Genomic DNA, 21351 nt, shown 5'->3' with positions numbered 1-21351 from the left:
GTCTTGGACCGCTATAGACCCGCGCCGCCGCCATCGCAACCGCAGGCGGCATCCGGCGGGGTGTGCGCATGTCGGAGGTGACCGGGGGTGTCGGACGGCCCCTCCACACCGTCACCCCGGACTTGATCCGGGGTCCAGCCACCGCGCGTCCGCGCGGTGAGAGACTCCTTTCGAGGTGACACCCCGGGGAGTCCCCGGCTCGCGGACGCGAGCCCGCTGGATGCCGGCTCGGGGGCCGGCATGACGGCGGAGAGGGTGTCGTCGGCATCAGACATCGGGCGGCGCTTCCGAACCTGAACATGCACTCCGGACAAGCGTTGCGCCCCGCACCCCCGCCCGTCACCCCGGCCCCTCCACACCGTCACCCCGGACTTGATCCGGGGTCCAGCCACCGCGCGTCCGCGCGGTGAGAGACTCCTTTCGAGGTGACACCCCGGGAGTCCCCGGCTCGCGGACGCGAGCCCGCTGGATGCCGGCTCGGGGGCCGGCATGACGGCGGAGAGGGTGTCGTCGGCATCAGACATCGGGCGGCGCTTCCGAACCTGAACATGCACTCCGGACAAGCGTTGCGCCCCGCACCCCCCGCCCGTCACCCCGGCCCCTCCACACCGTCACCCCGGACTTGATCCGGGGTCCAGCCACCGCGCGTCCGCGCGGTGAGGGACTCCTTTCGAGGTGACGCGCCGGGAGTCCCACGGCTCGGGGGCCGGCATGACACCAGAGAGGGCGTCGTCGCCCCCCCCCCCGGCGCCTCCGATCCACCCCGTTCCCCTCACCCTGAGGTGGCCGCGTGAGCGGCCCTCGAAGGGCGAGAGGCCGGGCGGTGCAACGCCCTTCAATTTTCGCGCCCTTGCGTCAGCGCGCCGAAACGCAGACGGCCGGGCAGGGCCCGGCCGTCGCGATGGCACATTTGCGGAACCGGGGTCCCGCGAACCGGCCTCAGTAGGGGCAGGCTTCGTCCGACATGTAGTCGTGGACTTCGATCTTGCCGGCGATGATGTCGGCCTTGGCGGCCTCCACGGCGGCCTTCATCTCGTCGGTGACCAGCGGCGCGTTGTTCTCGTCCATCGCGTAGTCGACGCCGCCTTCCTTGAGGCCGAGCACGTTGAAGCCGTAGTCGAACTTGTCGTCCTTGGCGTCCATGAAGGCGTTGTAGACGGCGACGTCGACGCGCTTGAGCATCGAGGTCAGCACCTTGCCGGGCTGCTGGCCGTTCTGGTTGGAATCCACCCCGATGCCGAGCGCGCCGTTGTCGGCGGCCGCCTGCAGCACGCCGATGCCGGTGCCGCCGGCCGCCGCGTAGATGACGTCCGAGCCCTGGTCGATCTGCGACTTGGTGATCTCGCCGCCCTTGACCGGGTCGTTCCAGGCGTCAGGGGTCGAGCCGGTCATGGCTTCCAGCACCTTGCCCTCGGGCTTGGTGGCCATGACCCCGCCCTTGTAGCCGCAGGCGAACTTGCGGATCAGCGGAATGTCCATGCCGCCGACGAAGCTGACCGTGCCGGACTTCGACGCCAGCGCCGCCATCACGCCGACCAGGTAGGAGCCCTCCTGTTCCTTGTAGACCACCGAGCGCACATTGGGCGCGTCCACCACCATGTCGATGATGGCGAAATTGGTCTCCGGATACTGGGCGGCGACCTTCTGCAGCGCCTCGCCCCAGGAGAAGCCGGCCATGACGATCGGGTTGTTGCCGTCGCGGGCGAAGCGGCTCAAGGCCTGCTCGCGCTGCGAATCGTTGGAGATCTCGAAATCGCGGTACTCGATGCCGGTTTCGGTCTTGAACTTCTCGGCGCCGTTGAAGGCGGCTTCGTTGAAGGACTTGTCGAATTTTCCGCCAAGGTCGTAGATGATGGCGGGCTTGATGTCCGCGGCCAGCGCGGTGGCGGACATGGCGGCCACGGCGAGGAAGCTCAAAAGCGTGCGTTTCATGATGTGCAGCCCTGTTTTGTGTTGATCTTTGGGGGTCCTCCCGCAGCCCTTGCGGGCAAACCTGCGGAAACCACCGGCCGGGGCCCGGCCGGAAGAAGCCCATCTTTGCACGGCTTTTGCGAGAATCCAACGCCGATCTGGCTGAGCCGGCGTGGAAAACCGCGCCGCCGCCCTCACGCGCCGACGCAGGCGACCCCGGTGCCGCGCAGGCCGCAATAGCCGCCCGGATTCTTGGCCAGATACTGCTGGTGGTAGGGCTCGGCATAGTAGAACTCGGCGGCCGGCGCGATTTCCGTCGTCACCCGCCCGGTGTGGCCGGCGGCGGCAAGGGCTGCCTGGTAGCTGTCGCGGGCTTTTGTGGCGACCTCCGCCTGCGCCTGGCTGGTCGTGTAGATCGCCGAGCGGTAGGTGGTGCCGATGTCGTTGCCCTGGCGCATGCCCTGGGTCGGATCGTGCTCCTCGAAGAACACCGTGAGCAGCCGCTCGTAGGAGATGACGGCGGGGTCGAAGACCACCATCACCACCTCGGTGTGGCCGGTGAGCCCGGTCACGGTCTCCTGGTAGGTCGGGTTCGGGGTGATGCCGCCGGCATAGCCCGAGGCGGTGACGTGCACGCCCGGCAGCTTCCAGAACAATCGCTCCACGCCCCAGAAGCAGCCCATGCCGAAATAGGCGGTCTCCATGCTGTCCGGCCACGGGCCCTTCAGCGCCGCGCCGTTGACGAAATGGGTCTCGGCGGTGGCGATCGGCTCGCTGCGGCCGGGCAGCGCCTCGGCGGGCTTGGGCATGGCGGTCTTCTTGTTGAACATGTCGATGAGAAACATTCCGTCACCTCGCGTGTGGATGGGGTTCAGGCGGAGAACCGCCCGGCGGGCCGGCTGCGCCGGTAGCCCAGCAAGTGGAACAGGAGCGACAGCGCCAGGAAGACGGCGAAGGTCGGCTGCAGCAGCACCCACTGGATCACCGGATCCCAGACGAAGGGGTGCAGGTGGCGCTGCACCGTGGCCTGCGCCAGGTTGAGCGTGTCGGGGCTGAACTGGAACCAGGCCGCGCCCAGGAGCGTGAACTCCGGTCCGCCGGCTGCCACCGACTGGATCGCGTCGACGACGCCGGCGATCACCGCGACGACGAGAAACAACAGGCTGATGATCCTGAGCACGAACCGCATTCAAAGCCTCCCGGCGGGCCTCCGGACCGGCGTTCTGCCACGCCCGGATCCGCTGTAGCCATGACATAGGCGCGCCGGCCGCCCGGCGCAATCCCCGGCCCGGCGGGCGGCCTTCAAACGAAGTCACGATAACGTCAAATAGCGGTTGCCAAGCAAGGCGTCTTGACTATAGTGCCGCCCGAACCGGTAGCCCGGCGCGCCTGTGTCGGCCGCCTGTTTCCGGATCACCGCAAGCCGGGAAACCGGCGGCGTTTGGGTGACCTCCCGACGTGGCGGCATGCGGAGAGGTGGCCGAGTGGTCGAAGGCGCACGCCTGGAAAGTGTGTAGGCGGGGAACCGTCTCGAGGGTTCGAATCCCTCTCTCTCCGCCATAAACGCCCACCTGTCTTGCAAATATCGAAGGATCCGGTCGATTCTGCCGGCCTGCTGCGAACAGCCCGAGAATAAGGCCGTTCGATATGGGGGGGTGTCGAACCAGTTTGCGTGAGATCCGGCGACGGCAAAAGTGTCTGCAAAGCGGAGAGCGGCTGATCTGTCCTCGCACCTGAATGTTGACAGTGGCAAGGCTCGAGACAAGCGGCGGTCGTCTCGCGACGGCATAGCTATTGCTTCTCTAGCGGGTCATCGCCAGCGCCAGCGAGAACAGTCCGGATCGCCGCGATGTCCTGAACCAGTTGCGAAATGAGGCCATAATTGGCTTCGAAAAGCAGGGCTTCGATGCCCACCAGAACGCGGAGGGTTCTTGGGACTCGGTGGTCGAGTATGAGCGGGGGTGCCCGTGTTCCGTCCGTAGTAGCAGCGACAATCGAATGTTCGCGGCATAGGAGCCGACCGGCCACGGAGCTGTCATGGTCCCATCAGCCACAATAATCTGTACACTCCATTTCATTCTCGGAACAAAAAGAGAACAAGCATTGATGGCTAGGGAGTTTAGTGTCATTTTGTCAAAAAATCACCCAGCAACGATTCGAGGGCAAAATGCGCCACACTACCCGGACGGAATTTACGGCTCTTCGGGAGAAGGCGGGAATGACCATTGCACAGGCAGCCGAATTATTGGACGTCTCGATGAGGACGGCAAGACGTTATGAGGACGGTGAAAGCCAACCCCGCCGTCTTGAGCTCAAAGCTCTCGAAAGAATCTCCCAACAAGGGATGAAGGAGCCATCGATACGGTTTCGTTTTATTGATTTGTTCGCAGGTATCGGTGGTCTCCGCCTTGGCTTCGAGAGTATTGGTGGTCATTGTGCTTTTACCTGCGAGTGGGATCCGCACAGCCAGAAAACTTACACCCTGAACTACCGTGACAATCACGAGATAGGTGGTGACGTCCGTGAATATTCGCAGGATCCGAGCAAGGTTCCGGAACACGACGTTCTTTTGGCGGGATTCCCATGCCAGCCGTTTTCGATCGCAGGAGTTTCTAAGAAGAACGCTCTTGGACGTCCTCACGGCTTCCTTTGCGATACTCAAGGGACTCTGTTCTTTGACACCGCACAGATTATTGCCCATCATCGGCCTGTCGCTTTCGTCTTGGAAAACGTGAAGAACCTTGAAAGGCATGATAGCGGGCGAACCTTTGCCACTATCATGAACGTTCTGACAAATGAGTTGGGCTATCATGTCCAGCACCGGGTGATCAGCTCGGAGGCGTGGGTCCCGCAAAAACGGGAGCGGGTATTTATCGTCGGTTTCAGGGAGCCGACAGACTTCGATTTCAAATCTCTTGTTATCCCCGACGCGAAGAATGGTCCGAAGCTGGGCAGCATTCTCGAACCTCACGAAGATGTCGACCCGAAGTATACCCTAACACCACGCCTTTGGGAGTATCTCCAGAATTACAAAGCCAAACATCAGTCCAAAGGTAATGGGTTCGGCTTCAGCCTCTTCGGACCAAATGACGTGACGCGTACACTGTCGGCGCGTTACTACAAGGATGGTTCAGAGATCCTGGTTGAGCAACCAGGGAAAAGACCAAGGCGTCTGACGCCACTCGAGTGCGCACGATTGATGGGCTTTGACCGCGGCGACCGGCGTTTCAGGATTACGGTTTCCGATACGCAAGCCTACCGGCAGTTCGGCAACGCTGTTGTAGTCCCCGTCGTTGAATTTGTCGCGCGGGCGATGCAAAGGCACATTATGTCAGCTGTGCGAAAGGCTGAGCATGAGCCGGCGATCATGGCAAATATTCGTTCTGTGACAAGACCTGACAAAATGCCGATTATCGCGAATGGCTGATACGGTTTCTCCCAAGGTCAGAAGCCGGATGATGTCTGGTATCCGGGGCAAAGACACAAAACCAGAGATGATTGTGAGGCGTGGGCTTCATGCACTTGGTTTTCGCTTTCGTCTGCATGACAAACACCTGCCCGGAAAACCTGATATAGTATTTCCTAAATTCCGAGCGGTGATTTTTGTGCACGGTTGTTTCTGGCATGGCCATCATTGTCACCTCTTCAAATGGCCATCAACCCGTACGGAATTCTGGCTGTCCAAGATTAATCGTAACCAGGAGGTTGATGCTCGCTCGGAATCCCTTCTTGAAAAGGATAAGTGGCGCCAGTGCATAGTCTGGGAGTGTGCCGTAAAGGGGCGAGCCAAGCTTCCCTTGGAAGAATTGATTGCAGAATGTGCACGATGGCTCGAGACTGATGTAGTTAAGCTGGAAATCCAAGGGCGGGACACATGAAGAGGGATCTAGTCGCTGGAAATCGCCCATACTCCTGCACCTGTTGGAATTTTCTTGCCGGAAGAACACTCCCGCCTTCCTGATCTGGCTGCTGAAGAGTACGAAGCGTTGCAGCTGAGAGCACAGGGCGCGTTCTTGTTTACATCGCGAACTCCTAATTGACCCATCAATGGACACGTCGGAAACCTTGGAGGCGGATCCGACCCAACTTCGGACTCGCTTCGTACAACGCAATAACTGATAACCGCCGCCCTTCGGGATAGCCTGTGAATACAGCCCACAAGGTTGGAGCGGCAGTATTTATCTCTTTGCCTGACAGACGCCAGCGCCACCCGAGGTTATTTGCAAAACGATCATATTCGCCCTGGGATTGCTCATATGTCTCCTCCGCTTCCCGCCACCAAGTAAGCCAAGTGGCATCAAGCCAGACGCTCAGTCTGAAAAATTCCCGGCTTACCAAGACATCGTTCAGCCAAGCCAGAAATATCGTCTCCTCCCTCTTAATCGAAGAGCCGAATGTTCCAAGCGTCTCAGCGACTTGGTGCAGCGTCATTCGGTGTCGATAGTGCTTTCTTGTGCGGTGGCGGAATATGTCGGCGGCCCGCAGACTTACGCCTTGTCTTCTGAGAAGCTCTTCGATGACCTGTGGTAGCGTACTGACAAAATCGATGGGAGTCCCAGTGGAGGTCAAGGGAAGGCATTCGATGTTGATTCGGGATTGATAACAATTCCAGTCGACGCCGGTGATACTCATACAGGATGCAACGATATTGAGATGATCCGCAACGCGCTTCATCGCCGTCATGCCAATTTTATGTGTGTTTCCTGACTGGAGACTGTCGATTACGTCCCCAACAAGCGGGAGCCCCGCTTCAACCAGTCGCACAGCAACCTTGCCAAGGCGAAGCTTCAGTACAGGTAAATTGTTCAGATTCTGGCCGCCTTCTGCGAACAGCCGGGGATCGAGGTGCGCTAAGGCCCGGAACCCGGATGTCATTTGTGGCTCACCGGTTACGACTGCGACAAGAGTTGGAAGCTGCTCCAAGACAGCTGCGTGAGGGACACTCCAGACACCAGCAAGCAGCTCCACGAAACTGGCCACCCCAATTTCTTCGACGTCAACGAGAGCATCTGCTGCTTTCTGCCACCAACTCGCAAAACCGGGATGAAAGTGAATATGGAGAGCCGCATAATTATCATTGAGCAGACCGCCAGTTATATTCAGCAGTAACCTGCGTTCTTTTTGCCGGACTCGCTCGCGACTTAATACTGGCGAAGCTGCCGAGCCTATCTCTTCGAGCGTCTTCTGGCGCCCAGGAGACCTACAGATCCGGCCCAAGAGGATGGCGGCCAGGACATTATCTTCCAGATTTTCCGCAAGCGATTCCAAGAATGCCGGAAGCCCTGCCAAAAGTTCACACCCGTCGGCAGGTGCCTGGGCGGGCAGCAGTCGAATTCCCAACGCTGCACAATATGTCGTCCAGTCTATCGCGCCGTTTTGGTCTGCAGCCTTCCGCAGGGCGGTCTGGTTGCGCACAAGCTCATCAGCGGTGCGGCGTCCGACAGAGGGGATGCGCAAAACCGAGGCAGCATCTACATCCCTCAGGTCTCTGAGCGTCAGAAACCCAGCCTCTTCAAGCAACTTGGTTTTAGTACCCAGATGCAGGACCCCGATTGGCAAGTCGTCAACGCTATTGGCTTCTCCTCCTCCTAGGGCCTCTCTTTTGTCCGTGGGCATCGGCCTAGCACACGCGCTGCCAGCCGCGTAAACGAACGCGAAGCGGTCCCGACTGCACGGCTCCCGGCGCTTTGCCCTTATTGCGGACAGCGATCCTGTAACGCCATGTCCCTGGTTCACCCGACACGACTAGCGTGTCTCCCGCTGTCGCTCCTTCGGACCTGAAAAATCCGGTCATATGCGTGACCCGGAATTCGTCCCGCGTTCCACGTGGGTCGTGCAGACTGTTGTTGTAATGGATATAGCGGAACCGCCACACGTTGCCCGAGTCATCCCTCATCTGGAGCCAAGCATCCGGATTCTTAGTCGAGCGGTCCAATGGAGGGAGAAACAAGAGCAGGTCGGTCTGTGATTTGGGTATGTGGATCCCAGCTTGGTGGGCGCCCGTTTCGCCGGTATCGTTGGCGGTGAGCTCTTTCTCGTATGTCTGAATAGTCATTCCCCATCCCTTTCCGGCCGTATTGTGAGGGCGCGTCGAAGATCATCGGCGTCACGCGTCGAAACTGGCACGGCCTCATTACCCATTTCACGCCGCCATGCCGCGCGCTCAACCATCACCCGCTCAACGGTGTTTTCGTAAAACAGACGATAGACACGCACTTTATCGTTTTGGCCGCGGCGATGAGCGCGAGCACTCGCCTGTGCCTCAAGGGCAGGGTTCCATGCTTGAGTATAGTGAATTACGATTGTGGCCGCCGTAATGTTGAGACCCGCGCCCGCAGCTTTAGGATTCAGAACGAGACAAGCGGGCCCCTGATGTGCCGAGAATGCGTTCACGATCGCCTGCCGGTCTTTCTGCGGTGTCGATCCATTGATCGTGTCCCAAAACGCGGCGGGCAGATGATCTGCAGCGGCTTCGCGAATGAGGTCGCCACAGCGGTTGAAGATTGCAAATACAAGCACTTTCTGGCCGCAACGGAATGCTTCATCGAGAATGGCGAGAGTCCGCTCGATCTTTGGGGTTACCAAGGGCAATCCCGGTGTTCTGAAGCAAGATGCATCATCGTTGCTATCCGCCTTTCCATCACTTCCCTGCAGCCAAGGGTGGGCGCAGAAAAGTTGAAGCTGGCCTGTTGCAACCAAAGCTCCAGCAACTGGGTATTTCTGCAACGTGTCAGCAAGCACTGCGTCATAAGCCTTAGAGAGTTCCTCGCCGAGATCAAGCGGCACGTCGATGTCGATCCGTTCCGGGAGGTCAGCCGCAACATCCCGCACTTTGCGACACAAGATAATCGGGTCAGTAAGGCGCGCCACTTGGCGTGCGGAGGCTTCTGAATCGGGGAACTCACTTTCGAAGCTCGCCTGCTTGCCGAGCAGCCCAGGAATGGCGAGATCTACCAGTGACCAAAGGTTTAGAAGTGACGTCTCCACTGGCGTACCGGTCATCGGTATGGTGCGCCGCCGCGGAATAGCCGCAATCGCCTTTCGGCGCCCGGAATCTGGGTTCTTCAGTGCCTGCGCCTCGTCGCAGATGACCCAACTCCACGCCATGCCCGAAAAGATGGCTATGTCATTCACGACAGTATCGTATGTTGCAAGCACGATCTGCGCTCGCTGCAGGCCTCTCGTCGTGCCAGCACGGTGCGGCCCGCGGTGGATGAGAACAGACAGTTCGGGGCCGAATTTCAGGACTTCCGTACGCCAATTCGCGATCAGGCTGGTAGGGCAAATAATGAGCGCCGGCTCGTCATTCGTCGGTTTGTCGCCAAGCAGTAGCGCAATAACTTGGATTGTCTTTCCTAGACCCATCTCATCCGCTAAAACGATGCCGCCAGTATGGCGGATTGTTCGCCCCATCCATTCGACACCTTGGGCTTGGTAGCGAAAGAGGACAGCGTTTAGGCCCGCAATTGGAACCTTCTCAGACAGCTCTGCCGCTGCGCGGCGGGCAGGCTGTAAGACATCCGCGTCTGCCGAGACGGGAATGTGCGGATTGTCAATCCGTAGGAGACGAATCACGTCGGCGAACGCTAGATCTTCTGCGTCAGCATCACCAAGCATTCGCTCCATAATGTGTGGGGCGTCACGAGGGATCGGACGTATCACAGAGCCATCATCAATCCAGTTGTGGCCGCGTCCGGAGACGTCCCAAATTGCCTTTTCACCGCGGACCGTGCGAGTTCCGGCTAGCACGGCGACGAAGCGCCCGGCCTCGCGGCGCAAACGGATTTCCGCTTCGACAAGCCGGTGCGACAGCGCCCTCCCAATTGGTGGATGCAGCACAAGTTGCCTGAAGTCGGCAGGAAGTTCCTTTGGTAGGTCAGTCATGATGCATTAACCGCAGCTCGTCAGGGCTCCACGGGAGTGGGCGTCTGGTATGAGCGGCGCGATGGCAGTTGGGGCAGAGGGGGATTAAATCCTTTGACGGATCATAGGCACGGGGCTCGCCAAGCGAGGAAAGCGGCTGGATGTGGTGAACTTCAATGATCGAGCGAAGATCGGGATATCGTTGTGCCGGATCGAAGCCACAGATCTTACACTGTCCACCATGGATCCGGAGCGAAAGCAGGCGGTTTCGGGGATTCCGTTCGCGTCGGCTGATGACCGAGATAGAAAGAGCACCCTCTATCTCACCTGCTTGATCAATCGGTTCCTCTATTGAATCGTAGCCGTAGAGTTCGGCCATCGCCGCAAGGATCGGGATTACTAATTCACGACACGTGGCTGCAAGCGCATCGTCCTCGTAACGCTCCTTGATATTGGTCTTCTCGGCGGTCAACAGAAAGCGTCCGTCGTTGATGCGCCAACTTTCGAGTGACTGTTCACCCGCGAATCGGACGGTTGCGCTCTCGGCGACGGAGGCAACTAGCGCTCGTGCCAAGTCTACCTCCTCAGCATCAGCTCGGTTCATTTGGCTGATGGTGTCTGCCGCGAAGTTCCCAAACGTCAGGGTGGCCCTGAATCTGTGCAGGCCCGCCGGCTGAAGGGTGACGATGGGGCTGTGGGAACGAGGCAGATCCGCGAACCAGAGTCGTAATCCGGTCTGCATGCCAGAGCGATCCTCCTCAAGACCGATCGTCGCCCCGGTCCCTTCCTCGACCTCACGCAAGATGAATATCTGCTTCGCCGCCAGCATCTCAGTCCTCGCCTTCCTCAGCGCCGTTCAACTCTCGCTCGTCGGGCAAAGAAACCTCGCGCAAGAGCTTCTTAAGATTGGTCGAGATCTCATTGCGGATATCCTCGAAAATCGGCTCAAGCTCCTCGTTGACATTGTTGTTCTCTGCTACCGCGAATGCCCAGAGCAGCAGGTCTATGCCCTCAACTGCATAACCGTTGGCCGCAGCTCGCTGATAAATCTTGAGATAGAAGTCGTGGTGCTTGTTTATACGGACGCCGGCAACAAAGCCCGACACGCCGTCGCTGCGCATCGCCGGTTCCCAGAGATCGCCCGAGGTAATGGTTTCCACCGCATCTACATGGATGGTGCCAGGTAGCACATTGGTATCCACCGGAACACGAAGCTTGATGCCCGACCCGCGGTTGTTGGAGACGGTAGCTGTCCGCTGTGATGGGTCAGCAGATTCTACGCTCGGTTTTGCAGTTGCTGGCGTGTTGCCAATGACTTTGTTCGCGCTGCCATGATCCACTCCGCGCTCGACTGCTGCCTTTCGCTCGGTGCGGCGGTACCGGTTCCCCGCCTCGCGGTAAATGGGCTGTAGAAGCGTCCGAAGTGCTTCCTCAAGCGCGGGATCGAAGAGGATCTTTGACTTCTTGACGTCGACCTTGAACGCCTCATCCAGCTTGTGGCTAAAGTCAAACTCGACCCTAAGAAGGGAATAGTGCGGCTCGATGACGCCGAAAACGCCCAGCCATCCGCCCTGCTGGATAACTCGCCCCTCACGGTAAATGTAGAAACCCTGACCACGATTGGTGATGTTCGCAACCTTCTGCTCGTCTTTGGTCATGTCCCGACGGTGCGGAAGGATCCACGCATTGATGTATGCAGTCTCGACGGTTCCATCATCGAGTTCGATCTCCAGCTGCTGCTGTTTAGGGGAGAGCACCTGATCGGACTTTTCAGGGTAGAATGGATTCCACGCATTGACCGGTGTGCCGTTTACCGAGATCGCAACATTTCGCTCACGCTTGTCGCTGGTATCGAGAAACCGATGGTAGACGAGAGCGACATGCTCAATCATGCGCTCGCCCAGCCGGCGGATCGCGGCCTGCTCGCGCGCGCCGCCGGGATCGTCATATTCCTTAGAGAGGAGCCGGTCACACTTTGACCATATGACGAGTGTCCCTTTTTCTCCGCAAAGCTCATCGAATAGTTCGAATTCGTCGGCGGTCATCGGCTCACGCAGCATCTCCCACTGGTTTTGCGATTCGACCCACTCGAGATCCCACGCGAGCTTTGCGAAGTCGGCGTCGGGCCCGGTGCGCGAGATTACAGTGAATTTGAGACATACCGCGCTTGATGCAGTCTTTAGACCTAGGCCGAACTTGCCGAGGCTTGCGAGATTGGCCCGGGCTGGTGCGCCGTATCGCATCGCTGAAAACAATGCTGTGCCACTCATCCCGTCGCCATTGTCACCGAAAAAGACGAACTTGCGTCCATCCTCGGCCAACTCAATCCTCACCTGTACTTCGCTGGCTTGGGCAGCGATAGAATTGTCGATAATATCAGCGGCCGCGGTATTGAAGCTGTAACCCGTGTCACGTAAGCCATAGATAAGGCGCGGCGCATCTGGCTGGTTGATAAGATCGTTCATTTCACAAGATCTCCTCTGTTGCCCCGTTAGCAAATAGCCTACGGGTTTCCGCATTCTCTATGAACATTTAGCTCGCACACACCGGAAGCAAAAATGCATCCAGCTTGTGCAGCTGTCTAAGAGCGTTAAGCCAATGCTGTTCGTTAAGACGGTCGTCAAACCCTGCTGGTCCGGTCGTGCTTGACCCTTCTTCAGCTGGTTCTTCGTCCGCCTGCTCCTGGACACCGGCGCAACATATTCCGAGCGGCGACGGCCTTCGATCGGTGGATGGTCGAGAGGCTCCCCGCTATCGTACAGGGCGTGATGGCGCGACGGCGCAAGATATGGGGAATTGAGAATCGGCTCAGCGTAAAACGGCTTCGTCACTCATCCACCCCCCAGAATCAATTCGTCCAATCAATCCAAATGCATCGGGTTTTGCAACCAGGAATGCAAATCTATCCCGCCTGCAGCCCCTTGATGGTGGAACATTGCCGCATCGGGTGAGGGGTGCAACACAAATGCTGCTCGGGTTCTTTCAACTGATGTGAATTCGAGCCCCCGCCCCCTCAGATCTCCATCTCCAGCAGCACCGAGGCGAGGCACTTGCCGTGGGCGTCGAGCGCCAGCGATCGGGTGACGCCGCCGGTGAGCGCGCCTTCGAGCACGAAGTTCATCGCCTGCAGCTGCGGCAGCAGGTGGCGGGTGATGGAACTGGCAAATCCCGCGCCGAAATGCCCGGCCACCCGCTCCACCGTCACCGCGCGCACCAGCAGCTCCCAGTCGGCCGGGTCATAGGCGATCACCGAGATGTTGGAGATGTCGCCCTTGTCGCCGGTGCGGCCGTGGGCGATGTCATGCAGCCGCATCGTCGGCCTCCACCATCTCGAAGCCGGTCTCGACGTCGCCTGCCGGCATCAGCGTCGAGGCGATGGCGATGATCTCGGTGACCGAGCGGGTGACGCCGCCGCCGCCGGCGGGGCCGCACAGATACAGGCCCTCGACCTCCTCGCCCACCGTCTCCGCCGCGGCCTCCGTGCGGCAGCGCGCGGCAAAGCGCATGCGCACCTCGTGCGGCGCGGCGGCCGGCCGCGCGGCGGAAGGCCCCGCGGCCGCGGGCCGGGGGATGGAATCATGGCCGATGACCTCGCGGCGGGTCTCCAGGATCTCCGCCCCGCAGTCCGCGAGCCGCTCGCCGACCAGGCTCGCGGCGAGCTCGGCGCGGGCGAGGCAGTTGGCGCCGGCATAGCTGATTTGCCCCTCGCCCTTCCAGCCGTCGCGGTATCCGACCGAGATCTTCAGCATCCCCGTGGCCGCCCGGCCGTCGGCGCCGGAGACGGCGACGCGGTCGGGCCCGGTCTCCTCGATCCGCACGCGCGAAAAGTCGGCGGCGACGTCGGGCTGCAGATAGCGGGCGGGATCATGGATCTCGTAGAGCAGCTGCTCGATGCAGCTGGCCCGGCTGACGCGGCCGCCGCTGCCCGCCACCTTGGTGATGGTGGCGTTGCCGTCCCCGTCGACTTCGGCGAGCGGAAAGCCGATGCGGGCGAGATCCGGGACATGCTTGCGGCCGGGATCGGCGAAATAGCCCCCCGTCACCTGGGCCGAGCATTCCAGCAGATGGCCGACGAGGGTGCCGCGGCCGAGCCGGGTCCAGTCGTCCATGCGCCACCGGAAATGGTGCACCAGCGGCGCCAGGAACAGCGCCGGGTCGGAGGCGCGGCCGCAGATGACGACATCCGCCCCGGCGTCGAGTGCGGCGACGATGGGGGCGACGCCGATATAGGCATTGGCCGAGACCAGCCGGTCGCCGAGCGCGGAGGCAGCAGCCCCGGTCTCGTCGAGCCGGCACGGGCCGATGGCGGCCAGCACGTCGTCGCCGCCGACGGCGGCGATTCTGAGCCCGTGCAGCCCCAGCTCGGTGGCGATGCGGCGGACGAGGCGGGCGGCGGCGCGCGGATTGGCGGCGCCCATATTGGTCACGATCCGGGTGCCGTTGCGTGCGGTCACCGGCAGCACCGCCCGCATCCGCCGCTCGAGCAGCGGGTCGAAGCCGGCCGCGGGGTTCTTCAGCCGCGCCAGCTGGGCGAGCGCGATGGTGCGTTCGGCCAGGCACTCGAAGACGAGAAAATCGAGCTCGCCTCTTTCGGCCAGCTCGACGGCGGGCGCGATGCGGTCGCCGGAGAAGCCGGCGCCGGCGCCGATCCGGAGCACGCTCATGCCGCAAGCCCCCGCTGCGCCGAGCCCAGACGGAAGGCCGCCGCAAGGGCTGCGAGCGCGATGAAGGGAGTGGCCGGGTGCGGCCAGATGGCGACGGCGATGACGCCGGCGAGAATGGCGATGTCGATGGCGCGCGAGCGCGTGAGCCGCGTGCCCGACAGCAGCGCCGGAATCGCGATCACAAGCGCCAGCCCGGCGGCGATCGCCTCCAGCGCATCGAACCAGCTGCCCTGCAGCGTCATGCCGGGATAGAGCAGGAACAGGAACGGCACCACATAGGTGACCGCGCCGAGCCGCACCGCCTCGCCGGCCGCCGGCAGCCAATTGGTGTTGGCGATGCCGGCCGCCACGAAGACGGCGACGCAGACCGGCGGCGTGATGACGGAGATGGTGGCGAAGTAGAAGACGAAGAGATGGGCGGCGAGCGGGTCGATGCCGACGGCGGTCATCGCCGGCGCCAGCACGGCCGCCACCAGCACATAGGCCGCCGTGGTCGGCAGGCCCATGCCCATGACCAGGCAGACGCCGCCGACGATCAGCGCCACCAGCGCCACGGAATCGCCCGCCAGCGAGACGATCAGCGAGGACAGCGTGACGCCGATGCCGGTGAGGTTGATCATCGACACCAGCACCTGCGCGCCGGCGAGCAGCACGCCGATGATCACCATGCCCTTGCCGGCGTCCCCGAGCCCGTCGACGATCCGGCCGAGCATGGCGCGCGGCGACAGTCGCCCGGCCTCCGTGGCGACGAAGGCGAGAAGCAGGCCGACGATGCCGTAGAAGGCGGCCGTCGAGATCGACCGGCCGAGCCAGATGCCGAGGCCGAGGCCTGCGAGCGCGGCGGCGATCGGCAGCACCCGCCGCGGCGCGAGGATGGCGGCCCATTCGGGCAGGTCCTCTTCGGGGACGACGGCAAGGTTGCGGCGGACGGCGACGAAATGCACGGTCATGAACACCGAGAGGTAGAACAGCACGGCGGGAATGATCGCGCCGAGGATGATGGTGAGGTAGGGAATGCCGAGGATCTCGGCCATCACGAACGCCGCCGCCCCCATGATCGGCGGCGCGATCTGGCCGCCGGTGGAGGCCACGGCCTCGACGGCCGCGGCGAAGGCGCGCGGATAGCCGAGCCGGATCATCATCGGAATGGTGAAGTTGCCGGTGGTGGCGACATTGGCCACGGCGGAGCCGGAGATCATGCCGAACAGGCCGCTGGCGATGGTGGCGATCTTCGCCGCGCCGCCGGGCTGGCGGCCGCCCAGCCGCATGGCGATGTCCATGAAGGCCTGGCCGCCGCCGGAATGCAGCAGCAGCGCCCCGAACAGCACGAAGGCGGCAATCACCGTGGCGGCGACACCGGTGAGCATGCCCCAGATGCCGAGATCGCCGAGAAAGATCGTCTCGGTGACGAAGGCGCTGTCGAAGCCGCGGTGCTGCAGCGGGCCGGGCAGCAGGTTGCCGAACAGCGCGTAGCCGATGCCGAGCAGCACGAGCACAGGGAAGATCAGCCCGACCGTGCGCCGGCCGAGTTCGAGGACGGCCAGCACCAGGCCCGCCGTCAGCGCCTTGTCGAGCCCGGTCGCCCAGGGCAGCGTGGTCATGATCTCGTCGTAGTGCCAGACGATGTAGAGGCAGGCGGCGACGGTGACGGCGGCGAGCGCCAGGTCGATGGCCGCCCCGAGCGGACGCCAGGACTTGCCGGCGCCCGAGGGATAGAGCGCCAGGCCCAGCACCGTGACCAGCGCGAGAAACAGCGCGCGCTGGATCAGGCCCTCGAACGGGCCGGTGGCGGCCGTATAGAAGACGAAGCCGCCGACCGCGACCGCCAGCGCCTTCTGCACGCGCTCGAGGCTCACCGGCTCACCCGTTCGCCGGCTTCAGTTTGGCGGGCAGCTCGATGCCCTGCTCCTCGAACCAGCGCGCGGCGCCCGGATGCAGCGGGATGGTGCCGAACTTCAGCGTCATGTCGGCCAGGCTCTCGCCCTTCAGGCTCGCCATCGCATTGGCCTGGGCGGTGGTGTCGGCCATGATCGCGCTGGTGATCCTGTAGGCCGTCTCCTCGTCCATCGACGCTGGCGCGCCGACCCCGACGCCGAAGCTCCAGGTGGTGTAGGCGGGGATGCCGTCGGCGGCGCCGGCGGGAATGTCGACCACCGAGATGTCCGGCATCTTGGCGCGCAGCGTTTCCGCCTGCTCCGGGGTCAGGCCGAGGATCTCGATGTCGGTGGCGGTGGCGATGTCCATGGTCGAGCCGTCGAGCTTGTTGCCCGAGCCGGACTTGACGTAGCCGGCCACGCGGTTGTCCTTGATCGAGTTGACGATGTCGGTGGTCGATCCGCGCACATAGTCCGCCGTCAGGCCGAGGGTTGCGAACACCGCCTCGGTGGTGGATTCGGTCGCCGATCCCTTGATGCCGGGGTTGAACTTGGTCTTCGCCAGGCCCTCGAGACTGTCGACGCCCGCATCGGCGCGCACCACCACGTTCTGCGGCGCGCCGGTGTAGACCCACAGCAGCCGCAGGTCGAGCGGCTTGCCCTCGAACTCGTTGGTGCCGGCATTGGCGTGCTGGGCCACATTGGTGGTGACCAGCCCGAGGTCGATCTGTCCGCGCTCGATGCGGCGGATGTTGTCCATGGTGGCGCCGGTCTCGACCACCGAGGCCTTGATGCCCTCGGCATGCTCGTTGATCACCTGGCCGACGGCGACGAAATAGCCGTAATGGCTCGACGAGGCCGATGTCGATCCGATGAGCAGATCCTGGGCCTGGGCCGCGGAGCCTGCGCCCGCCAGCATGGTCGCGCCGATCAGCGCCTGCACGAAATGTTTCATGGTAACCTCCCTTGTTGCCGCCTGACCGGACCACCCTCCAGTGGTCGGACGCCAGGCCCGCACCCAGACTATCTCATCGTTTTTTGTTGCAGGAAGTGCAAATTTCGGAATAATTGATGCATGTCACGCAACAATCCCAGCCTGCAGGATTTCCAGGCCGTCCTCGCCCTGTCGCGGGACGCCTCCTTTCGCCTCGCCGCCGACAGTCTCGGCCTGTCGCCGTCGGCGCTGTCGCGGCAGCTCACCGCGCTCGAGGCCCGGCTCGGCGTCCGCCTGTTCGACCGCGACACCCGCAATGTCGAGATCACCGAATCGGGCCGCGCCTTTGCCCGCATCGCCGAGCGCATGGTCAACACGGTGGATGACGGCATGGCCGAATTCGGCGCCCATCAGTCGGCGCGCCGCGGCCGGCTGACCATCGCCGGCCTGCCGTCGATCACCGCCAGCCTGCTGCCGCCGGTGCTGCGCAGCTTCACCGCCGAGCATCCGGAAATCGACCTGCGCATCATCGACGCGCTGTCCGGCAGCGTGCTGGATGCGGTCGAGACCGGCCGCGCCGACTTGGGCTTCACCGCCGGCACGCTGTCGGCGCGCTCGCGGCTGGCCTTCCAGCCGCTGATGGAGGACGAATTCGTGGCCCTCGGCGTCGCCGGCGGGCCGCTGGCCGAGGACCGCGCCTATGGCTGGGCCGAGCTCATCGACATGCCCTTCATCGTCATGGCGCCGGGAACCAGCGTGCGCGAGCTCATCGACGGGGCCTGCCTGAGATCCGGGCGGGCGCTCAATCCGCGCTTCGAGGTCGCCCATCTGGCGACGGCGGGGGCACTGGTGTCGGAGGGCCTCGGGATCACCGTGCTGCCGAGGCTGACGCTCGCGGTGCTGCGCTGCGACACCCTCGTCATCCGCGAGATCCGCGATTTCGGAGCGTTGCGACGGATCGGTCTGGTCAGGCGCTCGGGCCGCACCCTGTCGCCCGCCGCCACCGCCTTCCTCGCCCATGTCCGGGTGCCTCCGGTCGGGTGATCGGAATGGAGACTGCCCGGACGCCTCCCGGCAAGCGGGACGGAGCGCTGCTTGTGCGTCCGGCCGTCTTTGCGGATGGTCCGGTGATTCCCGGCTGGTCATGGCGTCGGTGTTCATTTACCTGTGTCGCAGGTCCCGCTGTACCTGGCGGCGATGCTGCAGTAGTCCTGCTGCAATCCCTCGCATCCGATCCGCCGGCGCAGGCGCCGGCCGGCGGATCGGATGCGAGGCTCAATCAATCGAAACGGAGTTGCCGTGACCGAACATCAGATGACCTTTCGGCAGTTCCTGCTGCAGGATCAGCGCAGGCACGGGATATCCGATGACCTGATCTTCCTGCTCGAGGATGTCGCCACCGCCTGCCGGATCATCTCCAACCAGATCCGCAGCGGCGCCTTCTCCGACAATCTCGGCTCGACCGACACCACCAATGTGCAGGGCGAGACGCAGAAGCAGCTCGACGTGATCGCCAACGACGAATTCGTCCGCCACTGCTCGAACTGCAGCCGCGTCGCCGCCCTCGTCTCCGAGGAGGTCGACGAGGTCTACTGGCTTAAGGCCGCGCCCGAGGCGGGCGACTACATCGTCTATTTCGACCCGCTGGACGGCTCGTCCAATCTCGACGTCAATCTGTCGGTCGGCTCGATCTTCTCGATCGTCGAGACCACCCGGGCGCTGGATCCAGGCGACGACGCCTCGGTGCTTCGCCGCGGCTCGGAGCAGATCTGCGCCGGCTACGCCATCTACGGGCCGTCGACGGCGCTGATCGTCACCACCGGAACCGGCGTCAACGGCTTCACCCACCAGCAGGGGACCGGCGAGTTCCGCCTGACCTACCGCGACATGACCATCCCGCCCGAAACCCGCGAATTCGCCATCAACGCCTCGCGCCGCCTGGCCTGGGAAGCGCCGGTGCAGCGCTATTTCGACGAGTGCCTGGCGGGCACGGACGGGCCGCGCGGCGCCAGCTTCAACATGCGCTGGACCGCCTCGATGGTGGCGGACGTCCACCGCATCCTCACCCGCGGCGGCGTCTTCCTCTACCCGGTCGACAGCGGCAACCGCGACCAGGGCGGCAAGCTGCGGCTGATGTACGAGGCCAATCCGATGGCGCTGATCGTCGAGCAGGCCGGCGGTGCGGCCACGACCGGCAGCCAGCGCATCATGGATGTCGAGCCGACGTCCCATCATCAGCGCGTCTCGGTCATTCTGGGATCAAGGGACGAGGTGGCGCTGATCGAAAGCTACCACGGCAGCGTTTCCGGATAGCAATGTGCTCAGGACCGGCCGTCCGCGGTGGCCGGATGCGGCGATTGACGGCGACAGGCCGGAAACCTTTCGATTTCCGGCCTGTCGCGGACCAGGCCGCCATGCCGAATGGGCCGCGGCTTGCACGAAGAGGGAAGTGGTCTAGACGACGACGACCTTCAGCGTGCCGAGGCCGTCGATGCTGGCCTCCATCACGTCGCCCTTCGAGACCGGGCCGACGCCGGACGGGGTGCCCGACATGATGATGTCGCCGGCCGCCAGCTCGAAATACTCCGACAGATACGAGATCATTTCCGGCACCTTCCAGATCATCTGGTTCATGTCGCCCTCCTGCCTGACCTCGCCGTTGACCTTCAGCTCGATGCGGCCGTGGTCGAGATGTCCGGTGCCGGAGGCGGGCATCAGCGGCGCGACCGGGGCCGAGCGCTCGAAGGCCTTGCCGATTTCCCAGGGCCGGCCGAGCTTCTTGGCCTCGCCCTGCAGGTCCCGCCGCGTCATGTCGAGCGCCACCGCGTAGCCCCAGACATGCTCGAGCGCATCATCGACGGAGATGTTGGTGCCGCCCGACTTCAGCGCCACCACCAGTTCGACCTCGTGATGCACGTCGGATGTGTGCGGCGGGTAGGGGAACTCGCCCGAGGGATCCAGATTGTCCGGGTTCTTCTGGAAGAAGAACGGAGATTCGCGGTTCGGGTCGTGACCCATCTCGATGGCATGGGCGGCGTAGTTGCGGCCGATGCAATAGATCCTGCGGACAGGAAACGCCCCACCCCCGGCCACGGGTATGGAGACAATCGGGGGCGTCGGGATCACGTAGCTGGACATCACAAACCTCATTTCAGGGCAAATTTCCATCTTGTCATAAGTCAGTCCCGTGTTAAGATCAATCACAACCAATACAAAAAATATGCGAATTATTGGGGAAACAGCACTGAGGATCCCGAAAGTTCGCGTATCTCAATGAAATTGGTCAACCAATCGGAGTGTATCGTGCTTGCAGAACTGGACGCCATCGACGGCAATGACCCGGTGTCGCGGCTGCGCGCCTTCATTGCCGCGGGCAGCTACAAGGCCGGCGACCGGCTGCCGGCCGAGCGGGATCTGACCGACCAGCTCGGCATGACTCGCAGCATGCTGCGCAAGGCTCTGGATTCGCTCGAGCGCGACGGCGCCATTTGGCGTCATGTCGGCAAGGGCACCTTCGTGGCCTCGCGCGGCCTGGATCATGTCGCCGCGAGCACCGGTGGCAGCCTTGTCGAGCTCGGCCGCCAGCTGACGCCGTTCCGGATGATGCGGGCGCGCCTGGCCATCGAACCGGCGATCGCCAAGGAGGCGGCGATCAACGCGTCGGGCGCGGCGCTGATGCAGATGAACGTCGCCATGGAGCGGGCCCATTCGGTGTCGAACTGGCAGGACTACGAGATCCAGGACGACATCTTCCACCGCGCCATCGCCGAGGGCAGCGACAACCTGCTTTTGCTGGCGCTGTTCGACCAGCTCAACGTCGTCCGCCGCGCCGTCGCCTGGGGCAGCGTCATTCGCCAGTCGGTCAAGCCGGCCGCCGACCATTCCAGTTTCCGGGAGCACGAGGCGATCACCGCCGCCATTTCCCGGCGCGACCCCGATGCCGCCTACGAGGCGATGCGCAACCACCTTCGGTCGGTCTCCGCGCGCCTGTTCGAGGGAGCGTGACCGGAGACGGAGACAGCCGGACATAGACAATTCGGAGAGAGAACGAGCCCAGGGCCGCCTTTCCGCTCACTGAAGCGTCAACATCATACTCTGGGAGGAG

At 62.8% G+C, this 21351-nt stretch carries 18 protein-coding genes, 1 tRNA gene and 1 pseudogene; 6 read left to right on the top strand and 14 right to left on the bottom strand.

What is annotated here, in order from left to right:
- Window positions 1-939: 939 nt before the first annotated feature.
- From DFR52_RS14080 to DFR52_RS14070, 3 genes are all read right to left on the bottom strand, one after another.
- Entirely contained in the window at window positions 940-1932 is a 993-nt protein-coding gene (locus DFR52_RS14080; protein WP_110032586.1) for a BMP family lipoprotein, read from the bottom strand.
- 173 nt (window positions 1933-2105) lie between these two features.
- Complete coding sequence (gene msrA / locus DFR52_RS14075) at window positions 2106-2756, bottom strand: peptide-methionine (S)-S-oxide reductase MsrA (RefSeq protein WP_110032585.1); 651 nt, start codon at window positions 2754-2756, stop codon at window positions 2106-2108.
- Between the two features lie 26 nt (window positions 2757-2782).
- Window positions 2783-3100: a hypothetical protein gene (locus tag DFR52_RS14070; protein ID WP_110032584.1), complete on the bottom strand. Its 318-nt coding sequence runs from the start codon at window positions 3098-3100 to the stop codon at window positions 2783-2785.
- 281 nt (window positions 3101-3381) lie between these two features.
- Here DFR52_RS14070 and DFR52_RS14065 point away from each other — a divergent pair.
- From DFR52_RS14065 to DFR52_RS14055, 3 genes are all read left to right on the top strand, one after another.
- Window positions 3382-3471, top strand: a tRNA-Ser gene (locus DFR52_RS14065).
- 607 nt (window positions 3472-4078) lie between these two features.
- On the top strand, window positions 4079-5338 hold the full coding sequence (gene dcm / locus DFR52_RS14060; protein ID WP_110032583.1) for a DNA (cytosine-5-)-methyltransferase: 1260 nt from the start codon (window positions 4079-4081) through the stop codon (window positions 5336-5338).
- Entirely contained in the window at window positions 5331-5789 is a 459-nt protein-coding gene (locus DFR52_RS14055; protein WP_110032582.1) for a very short patch repair endonuclease, read from the top strand. Before dcm ends, DFR52_RS14055 begins: the two co-directional genes overlap by 8 nt.
- Window positions 5790-5955: 166 nt before the next feature.
- Here the strand turns inward: DFR52_RS14055 and DFR52_RS24295 are convergent, their stop codons facing one another.
- From DFR52_RS24295 to DFR52_RS13995, 10 genes and pseudogenes are all read right to left on the bottom strand, one after another.
- Entirely contained in the window at window positions 5956-7527 is a 1572-nt protein-coding gene (locus DFR52_RS24295) for a hypothetical protein (RefSeq protein ID WP_146215615.1), read from the bottom strand.
- 4 nt (window positions 7528-7531) lie between these two features.
- Complete coding sequence (locus DFR52_RS25105) at window positions 7532-7966, bottom strand: EcoRII N-terminal effector-binding domain-containing protein (protein ID WP_110032578.1); 435 nt, start codon at window positions 7964-7966, stop codon at window positions 7532-7534.
- The gene (locus tag DFR52_RS14030; RefSeq protein ID WP_110032577.1) at window positions 7963-9795 is read right to left on the bottom strand and encodes a DEAD/DEAH box helicase; all 1833 of its coding nucleotides are present in this window, start codon (window positions 9793-9795) and stop codon (window positions 7963-7965) included. The genes DFR52_RS25105 and DFR52_RS14030 overlap by 4 nt, the downstream gene beginning before the upstream one ends.
- Entirely contained in the window at window positions 9788-10603 is an 816-nt protein-coding gene (locus DFR52_RS14025) for an HNH endonuclease (RefSeq protein WP_110032576.1), read from the bottom strand. The genes DFR52_RS14030 and DFR52_RS14025 overlap by 8 nt, the downstream gene beginning before the upstream one ends.
- A gap of 1 nt (window position 10604) precedes the next feature.
- Entirely contained in the window at window positions 10605-12239 is a 1635-nt protein-coding gene (locus tag DFR52_RS14020; protein ID WP_110032575.1) for an ATP-binding protein, read from the bottom strand.
- A 186-nt stretch (window positions 12240-12425) separates the two neighbouring features.
- Window positions 12426-12605 (bottom strand): annotated as a pseudogene (locus DFR52_RS25100) (hypothetical protein); the annotation flags it as partial.
- Window positions 12606-12787: 182 nt separating this feature from the next.
- Entirely contained in the window at window positions 12788-13087 is a 300-nt protein-coding gene (locus tag DFR52_RS14010) for an AtuA-related protein (RefSeq protein WP_110032574.1), read from the bottom strand.
- Window positions 13074-14438 (bottom strand): acyclic terpene utilization AtuA family protein, encoded by a 1365-nt coding sequence (locus tag DFR52_RS14005; protein ID WP_110032573.1) that lies wholly within the window; start codon window positions 14436-14438, stop codon window positions 13074-13076. Before DFR52_RS14005 ends, DFR52_RS14010 begins: the two co-directional genes overlap by 14 nt.
- The gene (locus DFR52_RS14000) at window positions 14435-16294 is read right to left on the bottom strand and encodes a TRAP transporter permease (RefSeq protein ID WP_110032572.1); all 1860 of its coding nucleotides are present in this window, start codon (window positions 16292-16294) and stop codon (window positions 14435-14437) included. The genes DFR52_RS14005 and DFR52_RS14000 overlap by 4 nt, the downstream gene beginning before the upstream one ends.
- Before the next feature lie 4 nt (window positions 16295-16298).
- Window positions 16299-17267 carry a TAXI family TRAP transporter solute-binding subunit gene (locus DFR52_RS13995; RefSeq protein WP_110032571.1) on the bottom strand — a complete coding sequence of 323 codons (969 nt, stop codon included), beginning with the start codon at window positions 17265-17267 and terminating at the stop codon, window positions 16299-16301.
- A gap of 120 nt (window positions 17268-17387) precedes the next feature.
- Between DFR52_RS13995 and DFR52_RS13990 the strand changes: the two genes are divergently transcribed.
- Both DFR52_RS13990 and DFR52_RS13985 read left to right on the top strand, forming a co-directional pair.
- Window positions 17388-18290 carry a LysR family transcriptional regulator gene (locus DFR52_RS13990; protein ID WP_110032570.1) on the top strand — a complete coding sequence of 301 codons (903 nt, stop codon included), beginning with the start codon at window positions 17388-17390 and terminating at the stop codon, window positions 18288-18290.
- A 255-nt stretch (window positions 18291-18545) separates the two neighbouring features.
- Window positions 18546-19559, top strand: a complete 1014-nt coding sequence (locus tag DFR52_RS13985; RefSeq protein ID WP_245415339.1) for a class 1 fructose-bisphosphatase — start codon at window positions 18546-18548, stop codon at window positions 19557-19559.
- A 141-nt stretch (window positions 19560-19700) separates the two neighbouring features.
- Here the strand turns inward: DFR52_RS13985 and DFR52_RS13980 are convergent, their stop codons facing one another.
- Window positions 19701-20297, bottom strand: a complete 597-nt coding sequence (locus tag DFR52_RS13980) for a fumarylacetoacetate hydrolase family protein (protein WP_425351197.1) — start codon at window positions 20295-20297, stop codon at window positions 19701-19703.
- Between the two features lie 252 nt (window positions 20298-20549).
- Here DFR52_RS13980 and DFR52_RS13975 point away from each other — a divergent pair, with 252 nt between their 5' ends.
- The gene (locus DFR52_RS13975; protein ID WP_245415338.1) at window positions 20550-21251 is read left to right on the top strand and encodes a FadR/GntR family transcriptional regulator; all 702 of its coding nucleotides are present in this window, start codon (window positions 20550-20552) and stop codon (window positions 21249-21251) included.
- The last annotated feature ends 100 nt before the right edge of the window (window positions 21252-21351 follow it).

The sequence above is a fragment of the Hoeflea marina genome (assembly GCF_003182275.1).
In the GTDB taxonomy this organism is placed as follows: domain Bacteria; phylum Pseudomonadota; class Alphaproteobacteria; order Rhizobiales; family Rhizobiaceae; genus Hoeflea; species Hoeflea marina.
Note: the sequence above shows the minus strand (reverse complement) of the source record. Positions and strands in the feature narration are given on the sequence as shown.